This is a genomic window from Nocardioides sp., from assembly GCF_044226305.1.
Taxonomy (GTDB): domain Bacteria; phylum Actinomycetota; class Actinomycetes; order Propionibacteriales; family Nocardioidaceae; genus Nocardioides.
The window spans coordinates 37,855-64,383 of record NZ_JBGAHF010000012.1; the positions used below are offsets into that span (position 1 = coordinate 37,855).

Here is a 26,529-nt window from a genome sequence, read left to right on the forward strand (position 1 = left end):
TGCTCATGCGGGCCAGGGCTCGCCGCGGAACGAGGCGCAGATCCGGGCGATGACGAGCTCGGGACGGTAGAGATCCGCCCAGGTGATGCGAACGCAGCGCCACCCCGTGAGCCCGCAGACGAGCTCCTCGCGCTTCTTCTCGCGCAGCACGGCTTCCTCGACCGACTCTCCGGGTCGCCGAAGACGCCCGTACTTGACCTTGCCGTCGAACTCGACGAACACCCCGAGCTCCGGCCACGCGAAGTCGACCCGCGCCACCACGCGACCACAGCGGTCCCTGATCTCGTACTGGGGCTCCGGTCGCGGCAGCTGGTGCGCCCGGAACATCGCCGCAGACCGAGTCTCGCCTGCGGACTCGTGGCGGCCGTCCGTGAGCCCGAGGATGATCGGGAAGATCAGGGACCCGGGATCGTGATCCATCGCCTGGCTGCGCTGTTCCAGAAGCGGGAACGTCGTCTCCTTCGTGTGCAGCAGCCCGTCGACGACGACGAGGGCACGCTCCTGGTCGGTCTGGGTCATCACGTCGAGGGCGGTCTTCGTGCCGCTGGTGACCGGGAGGCCATGTCGGACGGTGACGTCGCCGACCAGCAGTTGGCCACGGTGCGGCGCCCGTCCGGCCTGCCGGCGGTCGGACCGCTGGTCCGGGCGCACGACGTGCACCTCGTCGCCGAGGTCCCAGGTCGGTGCCCCGAGTGCCCGCGCCGCCGTCGGGCCGCAGAGGAGGGTCGGAACCTTGACGTTCCGCAGGACCGCTCGCGCCGTCAACAGGTGTCGCCCGACGTCGTCGAGCTGGTGCCAGTGGATGGCGAAGGTGTAGGCGCCGTGCCGGATGCGGTGCAGCACGCCCCGTGCCACGAGCCGGGTGATCGCCCGGTCGTCATAGCCGCTCGCGAGCAGGTCCGCGGTGGTCATCAGGTTGTCGTCGTGGATGTGCGTCTGGGGTGGGAGCATCATGCTCCTGGCTTGCCGCGACCACTCGCCTGCGACCCGCGGGCCGCTCCGCCTGTGCACGAGCCGTCGTTCCGTCTGCGTTGTGGAGGATTCCCGGGCCGTCTCTCGCCGTGTCGACGTACCCGCCCGGTGATTCCCGCACGACTCGCCGGGACCGGACGGCGTGTCATGCGGGTTTCACCGGCTGACCGGTGAAACCCGCGCTTGTGGCCGCCGCGCTGTCGGCGTACGCTCACGATATATCGCGACACGTCGACGACAGTCAGACGGCGCGAGATCGCAGACCTGACAGACACGAGAGGAGTCCTGACATGGGACACCGAGGATTCGGTCGGCAGTGGGCATCCCACCCCGACCAGCACCTGCAGCAGCACGGCCGGCGCGGCGGCTGGGGCGGTCCGCCCTGGGGAGGGTTCGGCCCGCACGGCTCGGGCCGTCCGGGCAACCCGGGCCCGCCGCCGTGGGTGGCCGGCCTGTTCGGCCTGGCGCAGGGGGACCGGCAGCGCGGACCGCGGGTCCGCCGCGGCGACGTCCGCAGCGCGATCCTGGACGTCGTCCGCGTCGCCCGCGAGGGCGGCGAGGAGATCAACGGCTACCAGGTGATCCAGCAGATCGCCGAGCGCAGCAACGGCGCCTGGCGCCCCAGCCCCGGGTCGGTCTACCCGACCATCCAGCAGCTCGAGGACGAAGGCCTGCTGGAGACCGCCGACGCGAACGGTCGCCGCAGCCTGCGGCTGACGACCGCCGGTGAGCAGTACGTCGTCGAGCGGGCCGCCGAGCTCGCCGCCGTCTGGGCCCCCTTCGAGGAGCCCGAGCGCGAGGAGGACGGTGCGGTCGCCGACCTCCGACCGGAGATCGGCCAGGTCATGGGCGCGGTGTGGCAGATCGTCACCACCGGGAGCGACCAGCAGCGCCGGGCCGCGGTCGAGATCCTCGTCGACACCCGGCGCCGGCTGTACGGCGTCCTCGCCGACGGCGACGACGCCGAGGACGAGCCCGTCGACGAGCCCGAGGACCAGCCCGGCGAGGACCAGCCCGAGGACCGGTGATGGACGACCGGCTGCGGATCGGTGACGCCGACCGCGAGCGCGCGGCGGCCGAGCTCGGCGAGCACTACGTCCAGGGCCGGCTCACGACCGACGAGCACGCCGAGCGGCTGGACCGCATCTGGGCGGCCCGGACCCGGGGCGAGCTGGCGCCGGTCTTCACCGACCTGCCCGGCCGCCCCGGCCCGGCCGACGCGGCCACGGATCGACGTACGCCGTCCTGGCCGGCGTCGAGGTGGCGCGGCCGCCTCCCGGTGCCGGTGGCACCGGTCCTGGCGGTGCTCCTGGTGCTGACGATCGCCACGCACGTCCCGTTCGTCCTCGTCGGCCTGGTGCTCGTGGCGATCGTCGCCCGCCGTCGGCTCGCGACGACGCGCTGGTCAGGGGCCGGACCAGACCAGTGGTGTAGACCACGACGTTAGACCAGATATCCGGGGCCTCCCCTGGTACCTAATCTGTCAAGACCGGGCTGGGGGGACCGGTGGAGCGTTCTCGGGACCCTGCTCCAACCTGTTCCTGTCAACGCAAGGAGATCGTCGCCATGACGGCTCGAAGTCGCACCCGGACCCTCCTCTTCGGTGCCGCAGCTGCGGCACTTCTCGCTCCCCTTGCGATCGTCGCCGGATTCGCGAGCCCCGCCTCGGCCGCCTCCGGCAAGCCGCACGAGGTCTACATGTACAAGGTCGAGAAGCACGTCGACCTCGACGGTGAGTACCCCGACAACCTCATGCACGAGCACGTCTCCTGCAACGGCGGGGACATCGCGCTCGACGGCATGTGGCGCGTCGACCACGTCGACCAGGCGAACCCACCCGAGACCTCCGGCGACGAGCGCAACGTCGTGATCACGGCCTCCTACGGCGACTCCGGCGACCGCGCCCTCTGGCACTTCCGGGCGAACAACTATGCGGACGGCCGGGCCCAGATCAAGCTGTTCGTCACCTGCATTCGCGGCACGGTCGAGCAGGCTTACGGCCACTCGCACAGCGTCCAGATCAGCCAGCGCTACGACGACAACCGCGGCCTGCCCGTCGGCGTGTCGACGGACTGGACCCACGTGAACAGCTGCCCGGATGGCTCGCTCGCGGTGGCACCCGGCTTCAACATCTCGGACGACCTGCACCGCGCACGCCTCTTCCGCAGCTGGCCGACCGACGACTACCGCAGTTGGCGCTGGGCCTTCGTCGTGGACGACCCGGGCACGAACATCAGCGTCTACCTGCGCTGCCTGACCATCAAGACCGGGCCGGGTGGCGCCGGCGGGCACGTGCACAACCTGCTGTGGGCATGGCGTCCGAACGGCTCGTTCCTCGACCACCAGTTCTTCGACCGGGTGGGCGTGCAGGAGCGTCGGATCAACTGCGACGACGGCAACAACGGCGCCATGTACCAGGACTACAAGGCCATGGTGGGCGCGTTCTGGTCGAGCAATCCGTTCCACCACTGGTTCCTCGGGATGGACCCGCGGCCCAAGCAGCGGTCCTACTCCTTCTGGTGGGACGGCAGCGGCTCGAACGACATCTACCTCGGGGCCCTGTGCATCCGGGCCCGCACCGGCAAGCAGCTCGCTCCCTGATCTGCTGACCCGCTGATCTGCAGGCCTGAGCCCGCCCCGTACGCCGGGGCGGGCTCGGTCGCGTCCGGGGGAAGCGCGGCCCGACTAGACGGGATGTCCGTACCAGGAGACCAGACCACGTATCGGACGACCGGGGGCGGTCCTAACCTCGGGAGACCGGGCTGGGGGGGCCGGACGGATCGTTCTCGGTGCGACGACCCGGCCTGTTCCTGTCTCTACCCAAGGAGATCGTCGTCATGGCGGCTCGTTCTCGAATTCGCGTGGCCCTCGCCGTAGGGGCGCTCGTCGCCCCGCTGGCGATGGTGGCCGCAGCAAGTGCCCCGGCAAGCGCCGGAACTCCCAAGCACAAGCACGAAATGGTGCTCTACAAGGTCGAGAGCACGGTCAAGCTCGGCGGTGCCGGCTCCGAGATCGACTCACCGAACCAGTCGTTGAGATGCAACCCCGGAGACTACGTGCTCGACGGGATGTGGCTGGTCAAGCACGTCGACCAGTACCCACCCGATCCCGACGACGATCCCGGCAACCCCTCGGGCGGTCAGTACAACGACGAGCGCGACGTCTGGGTGCAGGCGTCCTACCCGGACCAGGGCGACCTCCGCACGTGGCAGTTCGTGTTCGCGAACAAGGCCTACGGTGACGCCCAGCTCCGGCTGGCGATCACGTGCATCAACGGTGAGACCCAGACCGCGGGGCAGGGCCCCGGCCACCTGCACAAGCACCAGGTCAAGGTCCGCAACCTCTTCGCCGGTGGAGCGGCCACCGTGGCGCACCCGTGGGCCGGACGTTTCTACGTCGACTCGGGCACCCAGGGCTGGGGTGCGTGCCAGCCGGGTGAGTACTTCGTCGCCCCTGGGTTCGACCTCGGCGCCCCGAGCTACCGGCTCGTCGGCAGCTACCCGTCCACGGTGAACGCCGGGCTCTCCTGGGCCTGGGAGTTCGCAGTCGCCAACACCGTCCCCGTGACGCCGCAGCCGGTCAACATCAACGTCTACGGCCGGTGCATCGACCGCAAGGTGGTGGCCAACGACGGCCACCGGCACTCGATCGCGATGGTGCACGCGCCCGGGCTGCCCTTCGGCTCCTGGCACGAGAGCTTCATCTCGCAGATGGCCTACCCGGCGGAGGTCCAGTACCAGTGCGACCAGGACAACACCAGCCTGCACAACTACAAGGCCATGGTGGGCTGGTTCTGGATGGGGACCAACTGGGAGCACAACTGGTTCCTCGGCATGGAGCCGCGACCCAAGCTCCGTGCCTTCACCTTCTGGAATCCGAGCCCCGGCGCCGCCCAGGTCAAGTTCGGCACGTTGTGCATCAACGCCCGGACGTCGAACCCCGTCTGACAGGTGACCGAGTGACGTAGCAGCCCGAGCCCGCCCCGTCCGCCGGGGCGGGCTCGGTCCGTCCGGCCTCCTCCGAGGCCCGTGGACCCGCCGGGTGGGCCAGCGCCTGACAGGAGCGTGACGTTCGCCCCGCTGGGCTCAGTCCGTGTACGGGCTGAGCGACTGTGCCCTCCGCGCGACGCGCGGAGGGCACAGTCCTGTCGGGCCCCGCCGTCCCGCGGTCCCCCACTGGAGCAGACCACCTTTGCAGCAGCCCGCCGGCGGCCTCCGACGGGACTAGAGTCGGAGGTGCCACACCGCCCCACGTCCTCGGGGACTGAGAACACCGAACCGGTCTCTCGGGTTGCTTGATGGAGGCGGTGGCCGTGACCACCAGGTTCCGTTCAACACTCGTCAGTGCTGCCGCTGCAGCGCTGGTCGTCCCCTTCCTCGCGGCGATCGCCGGAGCCGCGCCCGCCTCGGCCAGCTCGCCACGTCCGCACGAGGTGGCGATGTACAAGGTCGAGAAGCACGTGGACGTCGCTGGGGAGTACCCCGACAACTACCTGCGCGAGGACCTGTCCTGCAACGGCGGCGACTACGCGCTCGACGGCATGTGGCGCGTGGACCACGTCGACCAGGCGAACCCGCCGGAGACCACCGGCGACGAGCGCGACGTCGTGTTCACCGCGTCGTACAGCGACTGGAGCAACCCGAGCTGGTGGCACTTCCGGGCGCACAACTACGCCGACGGTGACGCTCAGGTCAAGCTGTTCCTGACGTGCATCCGCAGCTCGGTCGAGCAGACGTACAACCACTCGCACGCGGTCAAGATCAGCGACCGCTACATCGACTCGTCGCACACCGACCTGGCCGCCGGTACCCACGAGTGGGACCACGCCATGACCTGTGACCCCGGGATGCTCGCCGTGGCGCCCGGCTTCGCGTTCACCAAGACCAGCGACCCGTCCGCCGGGGACGACGACCACCGGGTCCAGCTGTTCCGCAGCTGGCCGACCCCGACCCTCCGCGGCTGGCACTGGGCGTTCCTGGTCAAGGACCCGAACGTCAACGTCGACCTCACCTTGCGGTGCCTGAAGGTCAGGACCGGACCGGGTGGCGCCGGTGGGCACGTCCACAACCTGCTCTGGGCGTGGCGGCCGAACGGCTACGACGGTGACCACCAGTTCCTGAACGTCGTGGGGACGCAGGAGCGGCGGATCAGCTGCGACGACGGCTCCGACGGCAGGCTGTTCCAGGACTACAAGGCCATGGTCGGTGCGTTCTGGACGAACGACCCGTTCCACACGTGGTTCCTGGGCATGGACCCGCGGCCCAAGCAGCGAGCCTACAAGTTCTGGTGGGACGGCTCGGGTGACAACAACGTCTACCTGGCTCCGCTCTGCATCCGCACCCGCACGGGCAAGCAGCTCGCCCCGTGACCTGCTGACCCGCTGAAGCCGAACCGGCCTGAGCCCGCCCCGTACGCCGGGGCGGGCTCGGTCGGTCGGCGCACCCACGCGGTGGCTGGTCAGCTCCCTGCCGGCTCGAGCAGCTCGTCCATCCAGGCGAAGCACCGCGGTGACAGCTCGGTCAGGGGTGCGGCGCCGGGCAGTAGTGCGTACACCCGGTCCGCCTCCTCGGCCGGCAGGTCGGTGCGCAGGTACCGCAGCCCGAAGTCGTGGCGCCACGGACAGTGCTGCACGCGCAGCAGCCGGACGACGATGCCGAGCGCGAAGCGCAGGTAGAGGTCGGTCGCCTCCGGGAGCTGGCCCCGGGCGACCGCACGGTTGACCAGCCACTCGGCGGTCGCCCGCCGCTGCCGCGCCTGGTCGACGGCCTCGGCGCAGGCGGCCTCGATCCCGGCCTCGTCGTCGTGCCGCAGCACGAGCAGGCCGTCGGGGTCGTGCACCACGATCGGCGTGCCGTGCCGGCGCACGTCGAGGAAGCGGTGCCGGTCGGAGAGGTCGGAGAAGTGCATGTCCACGGCCCGGGTCGGCTCGGTCAGGGCCCCGGGGCGGCGCTGGTGGTTGACGAAGCACTGCCGGCCGTCCAGCCAGGTCGCGGCGGGGAGCTCCCAGACGTGGTCGACGTCCAGGACCTCGCGCGCGCGGTCCAGCAGGCGGTCGTGCACGGCGTCGGTGGTGCCCGGTGTGCACAGCAGGTCGAGGTCGAGGTCGGACCACTCGTCCCAGCCGCCGGTCGCGGCGGACCCGCCGACCCAGACCACGCGGAGGTCGGGATCGGTGGCGGCCACCTCGCGCAGCAGGTCGAGCCAGTCGTCGTACCGGGACAGGTCGGGTGCCATGGGCGTCATTGTGCGGGAAACCGGGTACGGGCTGACGGTCTCTTTCTCTCGGGAGGTTCGTCATGTCTGCACGACGCCTGTGGACCCTGGTCGGGGTCCTCCTCACGCCCGCGGTGGTGCTGCCGCTCTGGGTCGGGCTCTACGACCGTCAGGACCCGGAGCTGGGTGGCTTCCCGTTCTTCTACTGGTTCCAGTTCGCGCTGATCCTGGTGGCGGTGGCGCTGACCTTCCCGGCGTACCTCCTGGCCCGGCAGGCGGACCGGCTCGACCGCGTCCGGCACGGGCTGACCCCCGAGGCCGACGACCCGGACGGGCGGTGACCCGGCCGTGCTCGACCACGTGAACGGCGTCGTTCTCGGCGTCTTCGTCTTCCTCTTCCTGCTCGTCACGGTGCTCGGCTTCGCCGCGGCGCGCTGGCGCGCGGCCGACCTGGACAGCCTGGACGAGTGGGGGCTCGGCGGTCGCGGCTTCGGCACCTTCATCGCCTGGTTCCTCATCGGCGGTGACATCTACACGGCCTACACCTTCATCGCGGTGCCCGCGACGCTGTACGCCGGCAGCGTGGTCGGCTTCTTCGCGGTCCCGTACACGATCGTCGTGTACCCGTTGATCTTCCTGTTCCTGCCGCGGCTGTGGTCGGTGTCGCACCGGCACGGCTACGTCACGCCGGCCGACTTCGTGCAGGGACGCTACGACAGCCGCGGGCTCGCCCTCGCGGTCGCGCTCACCGGGATCCTGGCGACGATGCCGTACATCGCGCTCCAGCTGGTCGGCATGCAGGTGGTCCTCCAGGTGATGGGCATCGGTGGCACCAGCGACAGCTGGTACGTCAACGACGTGCCGCTGTTCCTGGCGTTCGCGGTGCTGGCCGCCTACACCTACTCCAGCGGGCTGCGGGCGCCCGCGCTCATCGCGTTCGTCAAGGACGCGCTCATCTACGTGGTGATCCTGGTCGCCGTCTTCTACATCCCCCACCAGCTCGGCGGCTGGGGGCACGTGTTCTCGTCGGTGACGGAGTCGTTCGACGCGTTCAACTCCGAGAACGCCGACGCGATCGCGGCCGGGACCGCGGTGCCGAAGGGCACGATGCCGGTCGGGGCGGCCCAGTGGGCCTACGGCTCGCTGGCGCTGGGCTCGGCGCTCGCGCTGTTCATGTACCCGCACTCCGTGACCGGCGTGCTGTCCACCCGGAGCCGCTCGGTGATCCGCCGCAACGCGGCGCTGCTGCCGGCCTACTCCTTCCTGCTCGGCCTGCTGGCGCTGCTCGGCTTCGTCGCGATCGCCGCGGGCGTGAAGGTCGAGAACCCCCAGCAGTCAGTGCCACAGCTCTTCGAGGACCAGTTCAGCCCGTGGTTCGCCGGGGTCGCCTTCGCGGCGATCGTGATCGGCGCGCTGGTGCCGGCGGCGATCATGTCGATCGCGGCCGCGAACCTGTGGACCCGCAACGTCTACAAGGCCTTCATCAACCGCGACGCCACGCACGCCCAGGAGGCGACCCAGAGCAAGGTGGCCTCGCTGCTGGTGAAGTTCGGTGCGCTGGCGTTCGTGCTGGCCCTGTCGAAGGAGTTCGCGATCAACCTCCAGCTCCTCGGCGGCGTCTGGATCCTGCAGACGATGCCGGCGATCGTCATCGGCCTCTACACGCGCTGGCTGCACCGCTGGGCGGTGCTCGCCGGGTGGGCGGCCGGGATGGCCTGGGGCACCTGGCTCGCGTACGGCGTCGCCTCGCCGACCCAGCAGCACTTCGGCGGTCCGCTGGTGTTCTTCCCGGGCACGGAGACGAAGGTCTACATCGCGCTGCTGGCGTTCGCGCTCAACCTGGTGGTCGCCGTCGTCCTGACGGTCGCGCTCCGGGCCGCGGGCGTCGCCGAGGGCGTCGACCAGACCCGGCCGCAGGACTACCACGCCGACCAGGGCGACCCGGGCGTCGAGGAGGAGCTCAGCCCCGAGACCCCGATCCACGCCTAGGCGGTCCGGGCCCGCGCAGCACCGCTCGGCACCCCGCCACCTGGTCTGCGCGTTTCTCGGACGCCCGTCGCGCGGATGCGATACACAACGGGGTCATGAGACGTGACTCCCTGGTCTCGGGTGGCTCGTCATGACGTCGCGCGGCCGGTGGCTGCTGGTCGCCGTCTTCCTCACGCCGGCAGTCGTGCTGCCGCTGTGGGTGTCGCTCTACGACCGTGAGGACCCGGTGCTGCTCGGGTTCCCGTTCTTCTACTGGTTCCAGATCCTGCTGATCGTCGTGGCGGTCGTGCTCACGGTGCCGGCGTACCTGCTCTCCCGCGGGGCCGAGCGGATCGACCGGGTGCGGCACGGGTTGCCGCCCGAGCCGGCGGGACCGACCGCCCCTGCCGACACGACGGAGGGCGACTGACCCGTGCTCGACAACGTCAACGGCGTCGCCTTCGGCGTCTTCGTCTTCCTGTTCCTGGTCGTCACGGTGCTCGGCTTCGCCGCCGCCCGGTGGCGGCGCGCGGCCAGCCTCGACAACCTCGACGAGTGGGGCCTCGGCGGCCGCGGCTTCGGCACCTTCATCGCCTGGTTCCTCATCGGGGGCGACCTCTACACGGCCTACACCTTCATCGCGGTGCCCGCCGCCCTGTACGCCGGCAGCGTGATCGGCTTCTTCGCGATCCCCTACTCGGTCGTGGCCTACCCGCTCATCTTCGTCTTCCTCCCGCGGCTCTGGTCGGTGTCGCACCGGCACGGCTACGTGACCCCCGCGGACTTCGTGCAGGGACGCTACGACTGCCGTCCGCTCGCGCTGGCGGTCGCCCTGACCGGGATCCTGGCGACGATGCCGTACATCGCGCTCCAGCTGGTCGGCATGCAGGTGGTCCTCCAGGTGATGGGCATCGGCACGTCGAGCGACAACTGGTTCGTCAACGACCTGCCGCTGTTCATCGCGTTCGGCGTGCTCGCCGCCTACACCTACAGCAGCGGCATGCGGGCGCCCGCGCTGATCGCGTTCGTGAAGGACACGCTCATCTACGTGGTCATCCTGGTCGCGATCTTCTACATCCCCCACCAGGTCGGCGGGTGGGCGCACGTCTTCTCGACCGTGAGCGACTCCTTCGCCTCGTTCAACGCCGAGAACGCCGACGCGATCGCGACCGGCGCCGCCAGTCCGAAGGGGACGATCCCGCCGCCCGCCGCGCAGTGGGCCTACGCCTCGCTGGCGCTGGGCTCGGCGCTCGCGCTGTTCATGTACCCGCACTCGATCACCGGGGTGCTGTCGACCCGGAGCCGCTCGGTGATCCGCCGCAACGCGGCGCTGCTGCCCGCTTACTCCCTGCTGCTGGGGCTGCTCGCCCTGCTCGGCTTCGTCGCGATCGCCGCCGGCGTGAAGGTCGACAACCCCCAGCAGTCGCTCCCGCAGCTCTTCGAGGACCAGTTCAGCCCGTGGTTCGCCGGGGTCGCGTTCGCGGCGATCGTGATCGGGGCCCTGGTGCCGGCGGCGATCATGTCGATCGCGGCCGCGAACCTGTGGACCCGCAACGTCTACAAGGCCTTCATCAACCGCGACGCCACGCACGCCGAGGAGGCTGCCCAGAGCAAGCTGGTCTCGCTGCTGGTGAAGTTCGGTGCGCTGGTGTTCGTCCTCGCGCTCTCGAAGAACCTGGCCATCAACCTCCAGCTCCTCGGCGGCGTCTGGATCCTGCAGACGCTGCCCGCGATCGTCATCGGCCTCTACACGCGCTGGCTGCACCGCTGGGCGCTCCTCGCGGGCTGGGCGGCCGGGATGGCGTGGGGCACCTGGCTCGCCTACGGCGTCACCTCCCCGACGCAGCAGCACTTCGGCGGTCCGCTGGTGTTCTTCCCGGGCACGGAGACGAAGGTCTACATCGCGCTGCTGGCGTTCGGCCTGAACCTCGTCGTGGCCGTAGTGCTCACCGTCGTCCTGCGGGCGATGAACGTCGCCGAGGGCGTCGACCAGACCCGGCCGCAGGACTACCACGCCGACCACGGCGACCCGGGTGTCGAGGACCGGCTCGACCCGGAGGTCCCGGCCCACGCCTAGCGCCCGGCGTCAGCGGCGGCGCAGGTCGACCGGCTGGCCGTCCTTGGGGAACGGCAGCGAGTGGTTGTTCATCGGCGCGACGTACGCCGGGTCGACGGACCAGTCGAAGTCGAGCAGCAGGTGGTACATCAGCGCGGTGACCTCGGCGCCGGCGAAGTACATGCCGAGGCACTTGTGGACCCCGCCGCCGAACGGCGCCCACGCATAGCGGTGCGAGCGGTCCTCGCGGCGCTCCGGGGAGAACCGCTCCGGGTCGAAGGTGTCCGGGTCGGTCCAGTGCTCCGGCATCAGGTGGCTGAACTGCAGGCCGACCGTGGCGTAGGTCCCCGCCGGGATCCGCGTCCCGAGGACGACGGTGTCCTTCACGGTCTGGCGGAGCACGATCGGGACCGGTGCGCGCAGCCGGAGCGACTCCTTCATCACCAGGTCGATCGAGGTCAGCCCCTCGAGGTCGGCCAGCGTCGGGTCGCCGCCACCGAGCCGGCCGGCGAGCTCCTCCGCCTCGGACCGGCAGCGCTGCTGCCACTGCGGGTGCTGGCCGAGGAACTGGATCATCGACGAGAGCGTGATCGTCGAGGTGTCGTGCGCGGCCATCATCAAGAAGACCATGTGGTTGACGACGTCGTCGTCGCTGAACCGCTCGCCGTCCTCCGACTCGATGTGGCACAGCACCGAGAAGAGGTCGTCGCGGGCCTCCGCCCGACGCGACGGCAGGTAGCCGCGGAGGAACTCCTCGAGGTGCCGGCGACCCTGCATCCCCCGGTGCCACCGGGTGAACGGGAGGTCGTGCCGCACGATCGCGGCCGCCGCCTGGACGCAGGCGATGAAGGAGCGGTTGACCCGCTCCATCTCCTCCGGCGTCGTGTGCTCGGCGCCGCCCATGAACGTGTTGGTCGCGATGTCGAGGGTGAGCTGCTTGAGCGCCCAGTAGGCCTGGAAGCCCGGCCGGGGCTCCCAGGTCGCGAGACCGGCGGTGATCGCCGGGTGCATGGCGCCGGTGTAGCTGGCGAGCCGGTCGCGGGTGAACGCCTGCTGCATGATCCGGCGGTGCAGGTGGTGCTCCTCGAAGTCGAGGAACATCAGGCCGCGCCCGAAGAACGGGCCGACCAGGTAGGTCCACGCGGGGCCGTTGGCGAACGCCTTGTCGGCGTTGCGCAGCGCCACCTCGCAGGCGTCCGGACCGAGCAGCATCACCCAGCGGTCGCTGCCCACCATGCTGATCGGCGAGACCGGACCGTAGGTCTCGTACTGCTTGCGGAACATCGCCATCGGGTCCCGGGCGTACTCCAGGCTGCGCCCGATCAGAGGCAGGCCGCGCGGCGGTCGCGGCAGCTCGCGCGCTGGTGCGGTCGTGGCCACCCTCGCAGAGTAGAACGTGTTCCCACCCGCCGGTAGCCTCAGCGCCATGACGACCTCGTTCGAGCTGAGCCAGGACCACGTCGAGCTGCGCGACTGGGTGCACCAGTTCGCCGCCGACGTCGTCCGACCCGCCGCCGCGGAGTGGGACGAGCGCGAGGAGTTCCCCTGGCCGGTCGTCGAGGAGGCCGCGAAGATCGGCCTCTACTCGGTCGACTTCCTCGTCGCCCAGGCCCTCGACGAGACCGGGCTCGGCTTCCCGCTCACCATGGAGGAGCTGTTCTGGGGCGACGCCGGCATCGGCCTGGCCATCATGGGCAGCTCGCTGGCCGCCGCCGGGGTCCGGGCCAACGGCACCGACGAGCAGGTCGCCGAGTGGGTGCCGGCGATGTACGGCACGCCCGGCGACCTCCGGCTCGGTGCGTTCTGCTCGTCCGAGCCGGACGCCGGGTCCGACGTCGGCGCGATGCGCACCCGTGCCGTGTACGACGAGGCGTCCGACGAGTGGGTCATCAACGGCACCAAGACCTGGGCGACCAACGGCGGCCTCGCCGACGTCCACGTCGTGACCGCGGTCGTCGACCCCGACCTGCGCACCCGCGGCCAGGCGTCGTTCGTGGTCCCGCCCGGCACCCGGGGCCTCAGCCAGGGCCAGAAGTTCCACAAGCACGGCATCCGGGCCTCCCACACCGCCGAGGTCGTCCTCGACCAGGTGCGGGTGCCCGGCCGCTGCCTGCTGGGCGGCAAGGACCGGCTCGACGCCCGGCTGGCCCGCGCCCGCGAGGGCGGGACGGCGCGGGGGAACGCCTCGATGGCGACCTTCGAGCGCACCCGGCCGACGGTCGGTGCGCAGGCCGTGGGCATCGCGCGGGCGGCGTACGAGGTCGCGCTCGACTACGCGATGACCCGCGAGCAGTTCGGCAAGCCGATCATCGAGAACCAGGGCATCGCCTTCCAGCTCGCGGACATGGCGACCTCCATCGAGGCCGCGCGGCTGCTGGTCTGGCACGCCTCGTGGATGGGCCGGCAGGGCAAGACCTTCGAGAACGCCGAGGGCTCGATGTCGAAGCTGTTCGCCGGCGAGACCGCGGTGAAGGTGACCGGGCAGGCCATGCAGATCCTCGGCGGCAACGGCTTCACGCGGGAGTACCCGGTCGAGCGGATGGCCCGCGACGCCAAGATCTACACGGTCTTCGAGGGGACCTCGGAGATCCAGCGGCTGGTGATCGCGCGGGCGGTCTCCGGGGCGCCGATCCGGTAGGCGGGTCAGCGCCGGTGCAGGTCCCGACGGGTCCAGGCGGCTAGCGTGCTGGTCCACGTCCTCGGGCCGGTGAGGATCACCGACGCCGGCACGACCCTCCCCCTCCCGGGGGCCATCCCGACGCGGATCCTGGCGCTCCTGACAACGGACCTCCGCACCGGCCTGCGGACCGACACGCTGATCGACGAGGTGTGGGGTGACGCCGCCTCCGCCGCTGCCTCAGCCACGCTCCACTCGCACGTCGCGCGGCTACGTCGCGCCGTGGGGGCGGAGCGGGTGGTGACGACGGCGTACGGCTATCGGCTGGCACTGCCGCCTGCGGCGGTCGACGCTCACCAGTTCGCGACCACGGCGAGCAGGGGCGCGGAGTTGCTCGCCGCCGGGCGCGCGGCGGAGGCCGGGGCCGTGCTGCGCGAGGCCCTCGCGCTCTGGCAGGGATCCGGAATCCAGGCGTACGACGGTCTCGACAACAGTCGCGTGCTCGACGGCGAGCGTTCGCGGCTCGGGCAGCTGCGGCTGGACGCACTGCTCCATCGGATCGACGCCGACGTGATCGCGCGCTGCACACGGTCGCTGGTGGTCGAGGTGGAGGGCCTCCTCGAGGAGCACCCGACGAACGAGCGACTCTGGGCGCTGCTGGTGCGCTCGTGGCAGGGGGTCGGTGAACCGGCCGAGGCGCTCGCAGCCTTCGCACGGGCGCGAGCGCTCCTGCTCGGCGAGCTCGGGCTCGAGCCGGGCGCCGAGCTCCGCGCAGCGCAGGCAGAGGTGCTGCGGGCCGCCGACAAGGATCCGACGGTCGGCCGGGTCCGGCGGGACGAGCGGCGTACGGTCGCGGTGGTGGCGATGACCGAGCCCTCGGCCGAGCCTGACCCCGAGGCCGCCCAGACGGGACGGGCGCGGCTGCTGGCGGCCGTCGCCGACGAGGTGGCCAGATTGGACGGCCGGCTGGTGCGCACGCCCGGAGCGGTCGCGCTGGCGGTGTTCGGCGCCGTCACAGCGCGCGAGGACGACGCCTCCCGCGCCCTGCTGTGTGCGCAGCGGATCGCGCGCGCGACGGGCTCCCGCGTGGGGGTGACCTCCGGGCTGGCGCTCGTCACTCCTGACCTCGACCGGCTGGGGGCGGTCGCCGACCGTGCGGTCGCCCTCGCGCTGGGCGCTCAGCCGGGTGAGGTGGCCGACGAGCTCCCGGCCGAGCCGCTGACGGTGCACGCCGGCGATCCGGTGCCGTTCGTCGGCCGGGACAGCGAGGCCGGCCGCCTGCTGGCCACCATCAGGGAAGCCGGGCGGAGCAGACGCGCGGTCGTCGTCCCGGTGGTGGCCGAGGCGGGCATCGGCAAGAGCCGGCTCATGGCGGAGGTGCGGACTCGGTCCGGAGCTGTCGACTGGTACTGGGCCCGGTGCGACGCCCTCGGGGAGCGGGGCGGCCTCGACCCGCTGGTCGACGCGTTGCGCGGACGAGCGGTGCCGGGGTCCTCGACCTCCCGAGCTGAGACGATCGCGACCTGGGCGGCGGCGCTGGCCGATCTCGCCCGGGACCGGACGGCCGTGCTCTGCATCGAGGATGCTCACTGGGCGAGCGAGCTGCTGCTCGACCTCGTCGACGAGCTCGGCAGCGACCCGGTAGCAGCGCCCCTCGTCGTGGTCGTGACCGCGCGGCCGGAGATCGTCCGTCGGCGCCCGGGGTGGCCGGCCGGGTCCCCCCCCCTGCGCCTCACCGCGCTCGGCCCCGAGGAGATCACCCGTCTGGTCGACGCCGTGCTCCCCCGCGCGGGCGCCGAGGGCGTCGACCGCCGGGCGCTCGTGGCCGCCAGCGGCGGGGTCCCGCTCTTCGCGCTCGAGCTCGGGCGGGTCCTCGGGATGGACGCAGCCCATCCGATCCCCGCCCACCTGAGCGACCTGATGGCGGCTCGCATCGACAGCCTCGACAACGACGCCCGTGACCTGCTCCTGGACGCTGCCGTCGTCGGCTCGACCTTCTGGGCCGAGGCCGTCGATGCCGATCCCGCGGCCCTCGCGGCAGTGCTGCAGCGAGAGTTCATCTCCGAGGTGCAGCCCTCGACGGTGGCGGGGATGCACGAGCTGCGGTTCCGCCACGACCTTCTCCGGGACGCGGCGTACGGCCGGCTGCTCCGCCCGGACCGGGCTCAGGCGCACCTCGCCGTCGCGCGCTGGTGGCAGGGCTTGGCACGTGGCCAGGACGACGCGATCATCGCCGAGCACGCCTGGCTGGCGCACGAGCTGTTCCTCGGGTCGGCTCTCCCCGACGAGGCGGCGGACCTGGCGCGGACCGCGTCCCGCGCCGCCGCCTCGGCAGCCCGGGGCGTCGACACCGCGGCGGCGGTGACCTTCCTCCGGCGGGCGGCGTCGCTGGTCGGTGGGAGGCCAGAGGAGGCGGCGGTGCTCGTCGAGCTCGCCGAGGCGCTGTCGGAGAACCGGAAGATGGCCGAGGCCGATCAGGTCCTGCGCCGGGCCCGGAAGATCGTGGACCCCCGCGACGGGCCGACCCGGGTCGCCGGCGTGTTCCTCGCCCTCCAGCTCGACTTCGGGTTCGGTCGACCCCAGGACGAGGAGCTGCTGGAGCAGGTGCTCGCGGACTTCCCCACCGGTCCTGTCCACATCAGGGTCCTCGGCGTGCTCGGCGTGAACCTGGTGATCGGCCAGACGCCCGAGAGCTTCGCCCGCGCGATCGAGGTGGCCGACCGCGCGATCGCGATGGCACGCGAGCTGGGAGACGAGGACCTCGCGCTGCTCTCCTTCGGCACCCGCGGGCGGGCGCGGCTCGGCCTGGGTGACCGGCGCGGCCTCGCCGACATGGACCGTGCCCAGGACCGGGGACCGGGCCGGTTGCCACCGTTCGTGGTGCTCGGCACCCGGCAGTGGTACGCCGGTGCCGCGCACCACTGGTCGGGGCCGGAGACCGAGCTGCGGATCCGGATCGAGCTCGAGGACTACGCCCGACGGACCGGCATGGAGTTCCTCGTCTCCTTCGGGGTCGCCGAGCGGCTCCGTTGCCTGTGGGAGCTCGGTCGGGCCGAGGAGTGCGTGGCCGAGGCGGACGCGATCGACCGCCGGAGCGAGGCGATGACGCGCTACGTCGTCGTGCAACGGGCTCTGGCGTTGGCCGACCTCGGCCGGCTCGACGACGAGGTGCTGGCCGAGGTGCTGGCCACGCCGCCGGCCGACGACACGGACCTCCGACACGTCCTCGCGACGGCCGTGCTCCGGGCCCGGCACGCCCTGGACAGTGGCGAGCCCTCTCTCGCCGCCGATGTGCTCGACGACCTGGGCGGGCTCACGGCGTATGCGTCGCGTGACGGCGCCTGTGAGCTCCTGCCCCGTGCAGTGCGCCTGGGGCGCGAGGCCGGACTGGTGGCCTACGGCGCCGAGCTGGCCGACGTCACCCTCGAGCCGACCCCGCTCGGGCGGGCGCTCACCGCCACCCTGCGCGGCCTCGTCCGCGGCGACGCCGGCCTGCTCGCGGAGGCCGTTTCCGCGTGGCAGGTGCTCGGGGACTCGGTCGACCTGCGGCTGGCCCGGGCCGACGCCTCGGCGACGCCCGGTTGATCCTGTCGGCCGTTGCAGCGAGCTTGCAGCGATCCCGGTGAACCTCCTGCCCAGCGGCCCGCTCGGGGCCGGGAGCAGAGGAGCAGACATGAAGACCTGGTTCATCACCGGCGCGTCGCGCGGGCTCGGACGGGTGTGGGCCGAGGCGGCCCTCGGACGCGGCGACCTCGTCGCCGCCACCGCTCGGGACCTCGCCGCGCTGGACGAGCTGGTGGCGTCGTACGGCGAGCGGGTGCTCGCCCTCGAGCTGGACGTCACCGACAAGAGCGGCAGCGAGGCCGCGGTCCGCAAGGCCGCCGACCACTTCGGACGGATCGACGTGCTCGTCAACAATGCCGGGTACGGCGTGCTCGGGGCGCTCGAGGAGGTGACCGAGGAGCAGCTCCGCACGATCGTCGAGACGAACCTGATGGGGCCGGTGTGGCTGTCGCGCGCCGTGCTGCCCGTGATGCGCGCCCAGGGTGGGGGGCACATCGTGCAGGTCTCCTCCCAGACCGTGCACTTCCAGGTGCCCACCCTCGGTGCCTACCAGATCACCAAGTGGGGCCTCGAGGGCTTCTCCGAGTCACTGGCCGCGGAGGTCGCCGGGCACGGGATATCGGTGACGATCGTCGAGCCCGAGGGCTACGCGACCGACTGGGCCGGCTCCTCCCTGCAGGTGGCCGAGCCGCTGCCCGAGTACGCCGTCGTGCACGCGGCCGTGCAGCAGCTCATGGCCGAGGTCGAGATCGGCGACCCACGCGCGACGCCAGCGGCGATCTTCGCCGTCGTCGACGCCGACGAACCGCCGCTGCGGATCTTCCTCGGCCGCAATCCTCAGGCGCTCGCCAAGCAGACCTACGCCGACCGGATCGCGGAGTGGGACGCCTGGGAGCCGGTGTCGGTGGCGGCCTTCGGCGGGTAGTCCCCGGCAGGGGCCTGCGGCGGCCCGGGGGACGATTGCCGTCCACCCCCACGGGTGATCTAGATTCGCATCTCGTGAGTGCCCAGGCCCCTTCCGCGGTCATCCTGATCCGCGCCGAGCGATTCAAGCCCAACCACGCGACCGCCGCCGACAACGCCTTCCAGGCCGACGTCCCGCAGGGTCAGACCGACGACGAGACGGCCCAGAAGGCGCTGGCCGAGATGGACGCCGTCGCCGACGCCCTGCGTGCGGCCGGCGTGCGCGTGCACGTCTTCTCCGACGAGGACCACACCCGCCCCGACAGCGTGTTCCCGAACAACTGGCTCTCGACCCACGCGGGCGGCCAGGTCGCGGTCTACCCCATGTACGCCTCCAACCGGCGCCACGAGCGTCGCGCCGACGTGCTCGAGATGCTCAAGTCGGAGTACCGGGTGCAGACGATCGTCGACTACTCCGGCCTCGAGCCGGACGGCATCTTCCTCGAGGGCACCGGTGCGATGGTCCTCGACCACGTGTCCCGGGTCGCCTACGCCGCCCGCAGCCACCGCGCCGACACCCACGTCCTCGAGCGGTTCTGCACCGACTTCGGCTACGAGCCGATGGCCTTCGACGCAGTGGACCGCAAGGGCGTGCCGGTCTACCACACGAACGTGATCGGCTGCGTGGGCACCGACGTCGCGCTGTTCGCGCTCGAGATGATCCCCGACGAGCACCGCCGCGCCCAGGTGCGGGAACGGCTCACCGTCAACGGCCGCACGGTCGTGGAGATCACCGAGGAGCAGGTCCGGCACTTCGCGGGGAACGCCGTCGAGCTCTGCGGCCGGACCCCCGACGGCCGGCGTCACTACATCATGGCCATGTCGGAGAGCGCCCGTCGCAGCCTGCGGCCCGACCAGGTCGCGGAGATCGAGAAGTCCTGCTCGATCGTCTCGGTCGACATCCCCACCATCGAGCTCGCGGGCGGCTCGGTGCGGTGCATGATCGCGGGCGTCCACCTCGACCGGCGCCGCCCCACCGAGGAGCCCGAGCTCACCGAGGCCGTCGAGGCGATCGACGAGAACCCGCTGACCGCCGACGGCCGCGACGTGGCCGAGGAGGTGCTCGCCCGCTGAGCACCTTCCGCGGAGCCATCGCCGGGGTCGGCACGACCTCCGGCGTGCGCGTTGTCGTCGGCCGCTGGGACACCTCGCCGTACGGCGCGTTCGCGGACGCGATGGTCGAGACCGCCGCCGGACACCGGGTGCTGGTGGCGCCGAGCCAGGAGGTCGCGGACTTCGTGGCGGCGACCTACTCCTTCGACGAGGTGCGCATCGAGCCGGTGACGATCGACGGCTGGCGCTTCACCTCGCCGTCGTTGGCCGTCGAGGTCGAGACCGGCGCTCGCACGGCGCTGGGCAGGGCGCTGCGGCTGGTGCCCGCCCGCGTCGCGGAGAGCCCGGCGTGGTGCACCCTGACCGACCCGGTCGCCCGCGTCGTCATGCGCGGCGTCCGGACCCGTGGCTCGGCCGGCGGCGGGCGGCGGGAGTACTACGGGGCGACGGACAACCACGCCCTCGTCGCCGCGCGCGGCTCCTTCGACGGCGTCGACCTCGGTGCGCTCGCGCCGGTGGACCCGCCCCCCCGGTTCGGGTTCTCCTCGACCCCACGTCGGCCGTCGGTGACCACGGTCGTGACCACGGTGCGCGGCTGACCGTCAGGTCGTCAGTCGTGGTGCGGCGGGTTGCGGTACGCGACCCCGAGGTGCTGGTGCTCGTCGGGCTGCGAGCAGCCCCAGACCCAGACGCGGCCGTGCACGTGCTCGTGCCGACACGTCCAGTCCGAGGGGTGGCCGTGGTGCAGGAGGAGCGCCACCGTGAGCTCCTTGGCGAAGTGGCAGCTGATCCCGTGGTGGCTGAAGGAGAGGATCTCGATGTCGCCGAGATGAGGAGGCTCGCAGGAGCGGGCGGCGGCCGGCGAGGCGGGCCCGAGGGCGGTGACGAACCCGGCGCACGCCGTGGCCAGGGCGAGAGCGGTGCGCATGATGCGGATGCTAGTGGCCGCGAGCGCCGGGCGGGTGGACTCGGCTCAGACGTCGGTGCCGCGCATCAGCCAGGTGGAGGTGACCCGCATCCCGACCTTCTCGTAGAGCCCGAGCGCGCCGGTCCGTGAGTCGGTGGACAGTCCGGACCGGGTCGCCCCGTGGGCGCGGGCCTCGGTGAACGCGTCCACGAGGAGCGCCTGGGCGATGCCCTGCCCGCGGCGGTCGGCCCGCGTCGCGACCTTGTTCACGTAGCCCTCGTCGCCGCCGAACATCACGACGTTGACCGCACCCACGAGCTCGCCGGCCGGGTCGGTGACGACCCGCAGGTGCCACGGCTCGAAGCCGGGTCGGCCGACCACGGTGGCGAGGAAGTCGGCGTAGGGCTGCCGGTCCCGGTCGGCCCACTCGAGGAAGGCGTCCTCGAAGAGGGTCCAGCAGGCCGGGTGGTCGGCCGGCGTCGCCTCGCGCAGGACGTGTCCGGGCGGCAGCGCACGCTCCGGGATCGTCGCGCCCTCCGGCAGGAACAGCTCCCACGTCTCCCACCAGACCGTGAAGCCCAGCGACGCGAGCAGCTGGTCCCCGGGCGACCCGGGCGGCGCCGGGATCCGGAACCGTGCCAGCCCCTGCTCCCGGGCGCGCTGCCGGAGCCACCCGACGAGCGCAGTGCCGATGCCCCGGCCGCGGTACGCCGGGTGGACGGCCGCGTCGGCGCGGGAGCCGCCCATCAGCTCGGCGTACGCGACGAGCCGGTCGCCGTCGAAGACCCCGTGGGTGCTGGCGGAGGCGTCGAAGGACGGCCGGGCCCAGTCGGCGACGATGTCGGCCGGCTCGATCGAGACCACGCCGAGGTCCGCCAGCTCCTGGGCGGCCATCACCTCGTAGACGGCGTGCGCGTCCGCCTGGACGAGGGGGCGGCCGGTGAGGCCTGCGGGGAGGTCCACGATCACCGGTCGATCATGGACGCACGAGGGCCCGGTCATCCAGCGGATAACCGGGCCCTCGTCGGTCGGCCGGGGCCGACGGCGGTGATCAGGCGTTGCGGATCGCCGAGACGTCGAACTCGAGCTTGATCTTGTCGGAGACCAGCACGCCGCCGGTCTCGAGCGCCGCGTTCCAGGTGACGCCCCACTCCTTGCGGCTGATGGCGGTGCCGCCCTCGAAGCCGATGCGGACGTTGCCGAAGGGGTCCTTGGCGGAGCCGGTGAGCTCGAAGGGCACCGAGACCGGCTTGGTGATGCCGTTGATGGTCAGGTCGCCGGTGATGACCCAGTCGTCGCCGTCGCGGGTGACCTGCGTGGAGACGAAGGTGATCTCCTTGTTCTCGTCGGCGTTGAAGAAGTCCGCCGAGCGCAGGTGGGCGTCACGGTCGGCCACGCCGGTGTCGATGCTCGAGGTCTGGATGGTCAGGCTCACCTGGGAGGCGGCCGGGTTCGCGGCGTCCACGTGCGCGGTGCCGGAGAACTCCGTGAACTGGCCGCGGACGGTGGTGACCATCGCGTGCCGGGTGCTGAAGCCGATCCGGGTGTGGGTCGGGTCGATGGTGTAGTCGCCGGAGATGTCCTCGACGGCGGAGGTGGGGGCGTCGAACTGCTGGTCGAAGGTGGTCATCGTGTCTCCTGGATGCGGGTGGAAGTCATTGAACCTTTGACTACCATAATCGGACCTTGGTCCGTTTCATTCCCCGATCTCGGATCGTGGTCCAGACATGCGTCGACCCGCCCACGTCGTGGGCGGGTCGGACGGGCTGGTCGGGGTCAGGCTGCGTGCACGACGTGCGCCGCCGGAGCGGAGGGGGGAGCTGCCTCGAGCCACCGGGACTCCAGGTAGGTCCGGCCGCCGTCGACGACGGGCACCCAGGTCTGCACCAGGCCGTTCGCCTTCGAGTCCTTCATGAGACACCTCCCGTTCACCTGCTGTTCACCTAGAGTACCGCACATCCACCGGGAGGGCCAGCGGGCCCCGGATCCGGGTCGGACCCTCCACCTGAGGGGGTCCGGGGCGGCGCGTCGCGACCGTCCCGCTCCACCTCGTCGGAACCGGGGTGTCGCGCGGGGGCCGACAGCACGACGGTCGGCCCGCCCCAACGGTCCGCAGCAGGTCGATTGACCCCAATCTGCCCGAATCCGGGCAGGAACTTGCCAGATCGGCGAGCACTCCCGCATCCTCGTCGTCGTGCCCACCGCGCCGGACCCCGTTCTCGTCGAGCGGATCGCCGCCACCACCGGCCTCTCGCCGGCCGAGGCGGCCCGGGTGGTCGAGGACGTCGTGGCCTTCCACGCGGAGCCGGTGGAGGAGTACGTCCGGCGGCGGCACGCCCGGCTGAAGACCTACGGGGCGAGGAACGACGAGATCTTCGCCCGGATCGCCGAGGAGCTGGACGGCCGCGTCGTGGCCGCCCCGCCCCTCACCGAGCGCCAGCTGCGCCGGATCATCTACGGGTGAGGGACGCGTGAGCGGACCTCACGTCGGTGGTCGAGCAAGCCGCGCGGCTGAGGGACGAAGTCGCGACCGGCGTGTCGAGACCCAGTGAGCAGGAAGGAAACCTGGATATGTGCGGGATCGTCGGGTACATCGGGAGCCAGCAGGCGGTGCCGATCCTCGTGGAGGGGCTCACGCGCCTCGAGCACCGTGGCTACGACTCGGCGGGGCTGGCCGTGCTCGGCACGACCGGCCTCAAGGTCGCCAAGCGGGCCGGCCGGGTGCGGGACCTCTCCGACGGGCTGCCGAAGCGGTTCGCGGGACGGGTCGGCGTCGGCCACACCCGCTGGGCCACCCACGGGCCGGCCAACGACGTCAACGCCCACCCGCACACCGACGCCAAGGGCCTGGTCGCGGTCGTGCACAACGGCATCATCGACAACGCGTCCGCCCTGCGGCGGCGCCTGGCCGACGAGGGCGTCGAGCTCGCCAGCGACACCGACACCGAGGTGCTGGCGCACCTCGTGGCCCGGTCGGAGGCCGACACCCTCGAGGGCAAGGTCAGCGACGCGCTCGGCGCGATCGAGGGGACCTACGGGCTAGCCGTGCTGCACGCGGACTTCCCCGACCGGCTGGTCGTGGCCCGCAACGGCAGCCCGCTCATCGTCGGCGTCGGCGAGCGCGAGATGTACGTCGCCTCGGACCTCGCCGCGATCGTGCGCCACACGACGACCGTCGCCCACCTCGACGACGGGGAGATCGCCACGGTGACGGCCCAGGGCTTCACCACCTACCGGCTGGACCTCACCCGCACCGCGCACGATACGACGACCCTCGACGTCGACCCCTCGGCGTACGACGCCGGCGAGCACGAGTCCTTCATGCACAAGGAGATGACCGAGCAGCCGGCCGCCGCGTTCCGCGTGCTGCGTGGCCGTCTCGACGAGCGGTTCGGCACGGCCCACCTCGGCGGGCTGGAGATGGACGCCCGCGAGACGCGGGCGGTGCGCCGCGTGAAGATCCTCGGCTGCGGCTCGGCGTACTACGTCGGGCAGATGGGTGCGGCGCTCGTGGAGGAGCTGGCGCGGATCCCCGCCGACGCCGAGGCCGCCAGCGAGTTCCGCTACCGCAACCCGATCATCGAGCCGGACACCCTGTACGTCGCGGTCTCGCAGTCCGGGGAGACCATCGACACCCTGCTGGCCGTCCAGGAGGTCCGGCGCAAGGGCGGGCGGGTCATCGGCCTGGTCAACGTGGTGGGCAGCGCGATCGCCCGCGAGTGCGACGGCGGCATCTACCTGCACGCCGGCCCGGAGGTCGCGGTCGCGTCGACCAAGGCGCTCACCAACATGTTCCTCGGCTTCGCGCTGCTCGCGCTGCAGCTGGGCCGGGTGCGCGACCTGTCGATCGCCGACGGGCGCCGCCTGATCGCGGGCCTGCAGCGGCTGCCCGGCCAGATCGAGGAGGTGCTCGCCCAGGAGGACGCGCTCGCCGCGCTCGCCGGCCGGCTGGCCACGGCCGAGAGCCTCTTCTTCGTGGGCCGGGTGCGCGGCTTCCCCGTCGCGCGCGAGGGCGCGCAGAAGTTCAAGGAGATCTCCTACCGGCACGCCGAGGCCTACCAGACCTCCGAGCTCAAGCACGGCCCGCTCGCGCTGATCTCGCCGGAGGTGCCGACGATCGCGATCGTGCCCCAGGACGAGCTCACCGACCGCAACGTCGGGGCGCTGCACGAGATCGCGGCCCGACGTGGCCCGCTCGTCGTGGTGACCCACGAGGACGTCGACCTCGGCGACCTCGAGGAGGGTGCGGTCGAGCGGATCGTGGTGCCGCGCAACGAGCGCGAGCTCGACCCGATCCTCCTCACCGTGCCGCTCCAGCTGCTGGCCTACCACGCCGCGCTCGCCCTGGGTCACGACATCGACAAGCCGCGCAACCTCGCGAAGTCGGTGACGGTGGAGTGAGCGGCCGGCGGGAGTGAGCCAGCCCACCGCGCCGCGGAAGGTGGCGTGGGTGCGCCGAGCCACTACCGTTGCCGGGTGAGCAACGAGGACCAGGCCGACCCCACCACCCCCGAGGTGACGTTCGCGGACCTCGGCCTGAGCGAGCCGGTGCTCAAGGCGCTGGCCGACGTCGGCTACGAGACGCCGTCGCCGATCCAGGCCGCGACGATCCCGCCGCTGCTCGCCGGACGCGACGTCGTCGGGCTGGCGCAGACCGGCACCGGCAAGACCGCCGCGTTCGCGCTGCCGATCCTGTCCCGGCTCGACCTGTCGCAGAAGGCGCCGCAGGCGCTCGTGCTGGCGCCGACCCGAGAGCTCGCGCTCCAGGTCTGCGAGGCCTTCGAGCGCTACGCCGCACGGATCAAGGGCGTGCACGTGCTGCCCGTGTACGGCGGCCAGGCGTACGGCGTCCAGCTGAGCGCGCTGCGCCGCGGCGTGCACGTCGTGGTCGGCACCCCGGGCCGGATCATGGACCACCTCGAGAAGGGCACGCTGGACCTCACCGAGCTGCGGTTCCTCGTCCTCGACGAGGCCGACGAGATGCTGAACATGGGCTTCGCCGACGACGTCGAGACGATCCTCGCCGACACCCCCGCGGACAAGAACGTCGCGCTCTTCTCCGCGACGATGCCCTCCCAGATCCGCCGGATCTCCAAGCAGTACCTCAACGACCCCGAAGAGATCACGGTCAAGAGGACCACCGCGACGGCGCCCAACATCACCCAGCGCTACCTGATGGTGTCCTACCCGCAGAAGGTCGACGCCCTCACCCGGATCCTCGAGGTCGAGAACTTCGAGGGCATGATCGTCTTCGTCCGCACCAAGAACGAGACCGAGACGCTCGCCGAGAAGCTCCGGGCGCGGGGGTTCTCCGCGATGGCGATCAACGGCGACGTCGCCCAGGCGCAGCGCGAGCGCACGGTCAACCAGCTGAAGTCCGGCAAGCTCGACATCCTGGTCGCCACCGACGTCGCCGCCCGCGGCCTCGACGTCGAGCGGATCAGCCACGTCGTCAACTACGACATCCCCACCGACACCGAGTCCTACGTGCACCGGATCGGGCGCACCGGCCGCGCGGGCCGCAGCGGCGACGCGATCTCGTTCGTCACCCCGCGCGAGCGCTACCTCCTCAAGCACATCGAGAAGGCGACCCGGCAGCCGCTGACCCACATGCAGCTGCCGACGGCCGAGGACGTCAACGCCACCCGCCTGTCCCGCTTCGACGACGCCATCACCGAGGCGCTGCAGCAGACCACGCGGATCGAGCGGTTCCGCGACATCGTCCAGCACTACGTGCGGGAGCACGACGTGCCGGAGGCCGACGTCGCCGCCGCGCTGGCCGTCGTGGCGCAGGGGGAGACCCCGCTGCTGCTCGACCCCGCCGACGAGGTCCGACCGGCGCGCGACGAGCGACCCGACCGCGGGCCCCGCCGCGACCGGGAGCCCCGTGAGCGCCGGCCGCGCGGCCGCAGCGACGTCCCGATGGCGACGTACCGCATCGCCGTCGGCAAGCGCCACAAGGTCGAGCCCCGCCAGATCGTCGGCGCGATCGCCAACGAGGGCGGCCTCTCGCGCCAGGACTTCGGGCACATCGACATCCGCGCGGACCACTCGCTGGTTGAGCTCCCGGCCGACCTGCCCGCCGGCGCGTGGGACAAGCTGCGCGGCACCCGCATCTCCGGCAAGCTCATCGAGCTCCAGCCGGACGCCGGCGGCCCGCCGGCGCGCAAGCCCCGCCACAAGAAGGCCTAGGGCCGGCACGCGGGATCGGGGGCG

24 protein-coding genes are annotated in these 26,529 nt (G+C 71.8%); 17 read left to right on the forward strand and 7 right to left on the reverse strand.

Annotation, left to right across the window (positions count from 1 at the left end):
- Positions 1-3: 3 nt before the first annotated feature.
- The gene (locus ACILQ5_RS13770; protein ID WP_395658580.1) at positions 4-951 is read right to left on the reverse strand and encodes a type IV toxin-antitoxin system AbiEi family antitoxin domain-containing protein; all 948 of its coding nucleotides are present in this window, start codon (positions 949-951) and stop codon (positions 4-6) included.
- Positions 952-1,262: 311 nt separating this feature from the next.
- Here ACILQ5_RS13770 and ACILQ5_RS13775 point away from each other — a divergent pair, with 311 nt between their 5' ends.
- The 5 genes from ACILQ5_RS13775 to ACILQ5_RS13795 all read left to right on the forward strand — a co-directional run bounded on the left by ACILQ5_RS13775 (position 1,263) and on the right by ACILQ5_RS13795 (position 6,340).
- Positions 1,263-2,000: a PadR family transcriptional regulator gene (locus ACILQ5_RS13775; protein WP_395658581.1), complete on the forward strand. Its 738-nt coding sequence runs from the start codon at positions 1,263-1,265 to the stop codon at positions 1,998-2,000.
- Entirely contained in the window at positions 2,000-2,419 is a 420-nt protein-coding gene (locus ACILQ5_RS13780) for a DUF1707 domain-containing protein (protein WP_395658582.1), read from the forward strand. Before ACILQ5_RS13775 ends, ACILQ5_RS13780 begins: the two co-directional genes overlap by 1 nt.
- Before the next feature lie 119 nt (positions 2,420-2,538).
- Complete coding sequence (locus ACILQ5_RS13785; protein ID WP_395658583.1) at positions 2,539-3,573, forward strand: hypothetical protein; 1,035 nt, start codon at positions 2,539-2,541, stop codon at positions 3,571-3,573.
- Between the two features lie 188 nt (positions 3,574-3,761).
- Positions 3,762-4,919, forward strand: coding sequence for a hypothetical protein (locus ACILQ5_RS13790; protein WP_395658584.1), 1,158 nt, complete (start codon positions 3,762-3,764; stop codon positions 4,917-4,919).
- A 365-nt stretch (positions 4,920-5,284) separates the two neighbouring features.
- Positions 5,285-6,340, forward strand: coding sequence for a hypothetical protein (locus ACILQ5_RS13795; RefSeq protein WP_395658585.1), 1,056 nt, complete (start codon positions 5,285-5,287; stop codon positions 6,338-6,340).
- Between the two features lie 89 nt (positions 6,341-6,429).
- Here ACILQ5_RS13795 and ACILQ5_RS13800 read toward each other — a convergent pair whose 3' ends face one another.
- A complete protein-coding gene (locus ACILQ5_RS13800; protein ID WP_395658586.1) occupies positions 6,430-7,206 on the reverse strand; it encodes a hypothetical protein in 777 nt (258 codons plus the stop codon).
- A 62-nt stretch (positions 7,207-7,268) separates the two neighbouring features.
- Between ACILQ5_RS13800 and ACILQ5_RS13805 the strand changes: the two genes are divergently transcribed.
- The 4 genes from ACILQ5_RS13805 to mctP (ACILQ5_RS13820) all read left to right on the forward strand — a co-directional run bounded on the left by ACILQ5_RS13805 (position 7,269) and on the right by mctP (ACILQ5_RS13820) (position 11,230).
- Positions 7,269-7,526, forward strand: coding sequence for a DUF3311 domain-containing protein (locus ACILQ5_RS13805; protein WP_395658587.1), 258 nt, complete (start codon positions 7,269-7,271; stop codon positions 7,524-7,526).
- Between the two features lie 19 nt (positions 7,527-7,545).
- Positions 7,546-9,174, forward strand: coding sequence for a monocarboxylate uptake permease MctP (gene mctP, locus ACILQ5_RS13810; RefSeq protein WP_395658588.1), 1,629 nt, complete (start codon positions 7,546-7,548; stop codon positions 9,172-9,174).
- A 130-nt stretch (positions 9,175-9,304) separates the two neighbouring features.
- Positions 9,305-9,583 (forward strand): DUF3311 domain-containing protein, encoded by a 279-nt coding sequence (locus ACILQ5_RS13815; protein ID WP_395658589.1) that lies wholly within the window; start codon positions 9,305-9,307, stop codon positions 9,581-9,583.
- A gap of 3 nt (positions 9,584-9,586) precedes the next feature.
- Positions 9,587-11,230, forward strand: a complete 1,644-nt coding sequence (mctP, locus tag ACILQ5_RS13820; protein WP_395658590.1) for a monocarboxylate uptake permease MctP — start codon at positions 9,587-9,589, stop codon at positions 11,228-11,230.
- Positions 11,231-11,239: 9 nt separating this feature from the next.
- On the opposite strand, the gene ACILQ5_RS13825 is transcribed toward mctP (ACILQ5_RS13820), so the two are convergent.
- Positions 11,240-12,589 (reverse strand): cytochrome P450, encoded by a 1,350-nt coding sequence (locus tag ACILQ5_RS13825; RefSeq protein WP_395658591.1) that lies wholly within the window; start codon positions 12,587-12,589, stop codon positions 11,240-11,242.
- 46 nt (positions 12,590-12,635) lie between these two features.
- On the opposite strand from ACILQ5_RS13825, the gene ACILQ5_RS13830 reads away from it, so the two are divergent.
- The 5 genes from ACILQ5_RS13830 to ACILQ5_RS13850 all read left to right on the forward strand — a co-directional run bounded on the left by ACILQ5_RS13830 (position 12,636) and on the right by ACILQ5_RS13850 (position 20,005).
- Positions 12,636-13,847: an acyl-CoA dehydrogenase family protein gene (locus tag ACILQ5_RS13830; protein WP_395658592.1), complete on the forward strand. Its 1,212-nt coding sequence runs from the start codon at positions 12,636-12,638 to the stop codon at positions 13,845-13,847.
- A gap of 45 nt (positions 13,848-13,892) precedes the next feature.
- Positions 13,893-17,411, forward strand: coding sequence for a BTAD domain-containing putative transcriptional regulator (locus ACILQ5_RS13835; protein WP_395658593.1), 3,519 nt, complete (start codon positions 13,893-13,895; stop codon positions 17,409-17,411).
- An 88-nt stretch (positions 17,412-17,499) separates the two neighbouring features.
- On the forward strand, positions 17,500-18,315 hold the full coding sequence (locus ACILQ5_RS13840) for an SDR family NAD(P)-dependent oxidoreductase (RefSeq protein ID WP_395658594.1): 816 nt from the start codon (positions 17,500-17,502) through the stop codon (positions 18,313-18,315).
- 74 nt (positions 18,316-18,389) lie between these two features.
- Positions 18,390-19,427: a citrulline utilization hydrolase CtlX gene (gene ctlX, locus ACILQ5_RS13845; protein ID WP_395658595.1), complete on the forward strand. Its 1,038-nt coding sequence runs from the start codon at positions 18,390-18,392 to the stop codon at positions 19,425-19,427.
- Between the two features lie 44 nt (positions 19,428-19,471).
- Complete coding sequence (locus ACILQ5_RS13850; RefSeq protein WP_395658596.1) at positions 19,472-20,005, forward strand: hypothetical protein; 534 nt, start codon at positions 19,472-19,474, stop codon at positions 20,003-20,005.
- A gap of 11 nt (positions 20,006-20,016) precedes the next feature.
- Here the strand turns inward: ACILQ5_RS13850 and ACILQ5_RS13855 are convergent, their stop codons facing one another.
- From ACILQ5_RS13855 to ACILQ5_RS13870, 4 genes are all read right to left on the reverse strand, one after another.
- The gene (locus ACILQ5_RS13855; RefSeq protein WP_395658597.1) at positions 20,017-20,334 is read right to left on the reverse strand and encodes a hypothetical protein; all 318 of its coding nucleotides are present in this window, start codon (positions 20,332-20,334) and stop codon (positions 20,017-20,019) included.
- 45 nt (positions 20,335-20,379) lie between these two features.
- On the reverse strand, positions 20,380-21,282 hold the full coding sequence (locus ACILQ5_RS13860) for a GNAT family N-acetyltransferase (protein ID WP_395658598.1): 903 nt from the start codon (positions 21,280-21,282) through the stop codon (positions 20,380-20,382).
- 82 nt (positions 21,283-21,364) lie between these two features.
- Complete coding sequence (locus ACILQ5_RS13865) at positions 21,365-21,943, reverse strand: YceI family protein (protein ID WP_395658599.1); 579 nt, start codon at positions 21,941-21,943, stop codon at positions 21,365-21,367.
- Between the two features lie 146 nt (positions 21,944-22,089).
- Positions 22,090-22,227: a hypothetical protein gene (locus ACILQ5_RS13870; protein ID WP_395658600.1), complete on the reverse strand. Its 138-nt coding sequence runs from the start codon at positions 22,225-22,227 to the stop codon at positions 22,090-22,092.
- Positions 22,228-22,507: 280 nt separating this feature from the next.
- Here ACILQ5_RS13870 and ACILQ5_RS13875 point away from each other — a divergent pair, with 280 nt between their 5' ends.
- From ACILQ5_RS13875 to ACILQ5_RS13885, 3 genes are all read left to right on the forward strand, one after another.
- Entirely contained in the window at positions 22,508-22,777 is a 270-nt protein-coding gene (locus tag ACILQ5_RS13875) for a hypothetical protein (RefSeq protein ID WP_395658601.1), read from the forward strand.
- 107 nt (positions 22,778-22,884) lie between these two features.
- Positions 22,885-24,714 (forward strand): glutamine--fructose-6-phosphate transaminase (isomerizing), encoded by a 1,830-nt coding sequence (glmS, locus tag ACILQ5_RS13880; protein WP_395658602.1) that lies wholly within the window; start codon positions 22,885-22,887, stop codon positions 24,712-24,714.
- A gap of 75 nt (positions 24,715-24,789) precedes the next feature.
- A complete protein-coding gene (locus tag ACILQ5_RS13885; RefSeq protein ID WP_395658603.1) occupies positions 24,790-26,505 on the forward strand; it encodes a DEAD/DEAH box helicase in 1,716 nt (571 codons plus the stop codon).
- Positions 26,506-26,529: the final 24 nt, after the last annotated feature.

Bases quoted from the DNA above. Each gene is read 5' to 3' on its own strand.
- ACILQ5_RS13865 (WP_395658599.1), bottom strand. From the start codon at position 21,943: ATGACCACCTTCGACCAGCAGTTCGACGCCCCCACCTCCGCCGTCGAG.
- ACILQ5_RS13780 (WP_395658582.1), top strand. From the start codon at position 2,000: ATGGACGACCGGCTGCGGATCGGTGACGCCGACCGCGAGCGCGCGGCG.
- ACILQ5_RS13775 (WP_395658581.1), top strand. From the start codon at position 1,263: ATGGGACACCGAGGATTCGGTCGGCAGTGGGCATCCCACCCCGACCAG.
- ACILQ5_RS13785 (WP_395658583.1), top strand. From the start codon at position 2,539: ATGACGGCTCGAAGTCGCACCCGGACCCTCCTCTTCGGTGCCGCAGCT.
- ACILQ5_RS13805 (WP_395658587.1), top strand. From the start codon at position 7,269: ATGTCTGCACGACGCCTGTGGACCCTGGTCGGGGTCCTCCTCACGCCC.
- ACILQ5_RS13800 (WP_395658586.1), bottom strand. From the start codon at position 7,206: ATGGCACCCGACCTGTCCCGGTACGACGACTGGCTCGACCTGCTGCGC.
- ACILQ5_RS13855 (WP_395658597.1), bottom strand. From the start codon at position 20,334: ATGCGCACCGCTCTCGCCCTGGCCACGGCGTGCGCCGGGTTCGTCACC.
- glmS (WP_395658602.1), top strand. From the start codon at position 22,885: ATGTGCGGGATCGTCGGGTACATCGGGAGCCAGCAGGCGGTGCCGATC.
- ACILQ5_RS13840 (WP_395658594.1), top strand. From the start codon at position 17,500: ATGAAGACCTGGTTCATCACCGGCGCGTCGCGCGGGCTCGGACGGGTG.
- ACILQ5_RS13770 (WP_395658580.1), bottom strand. From the start codon at position 951: ATGCTCCCACCCCAGACGCACATCCACGACGACAACCTGATGACCACC.
- ACILQ5_RS13870 (WP_395658600.1), bottom strand. From the start codon at position 22,227: ATGAAGGACTCGAAGGCGAACGGCCTGGTGCAGACCTGGGTGCCCGTC.
- ACILQ5_RS13830 (WP_395658592.1), top strand. From the start codon at position 12,636: ATGACGACCTCGTTCGAGCTGAGCCAGGACCACGTCGAGCTGCGCGAC.
- ACILQ5_RS13815 (WP_395658589.1), top strand. From the start codon at position 9,305: ATGACGTCGCGCGGCCGGTGGCTGCTGGTCGCCGTCTTCCTCACGCCG.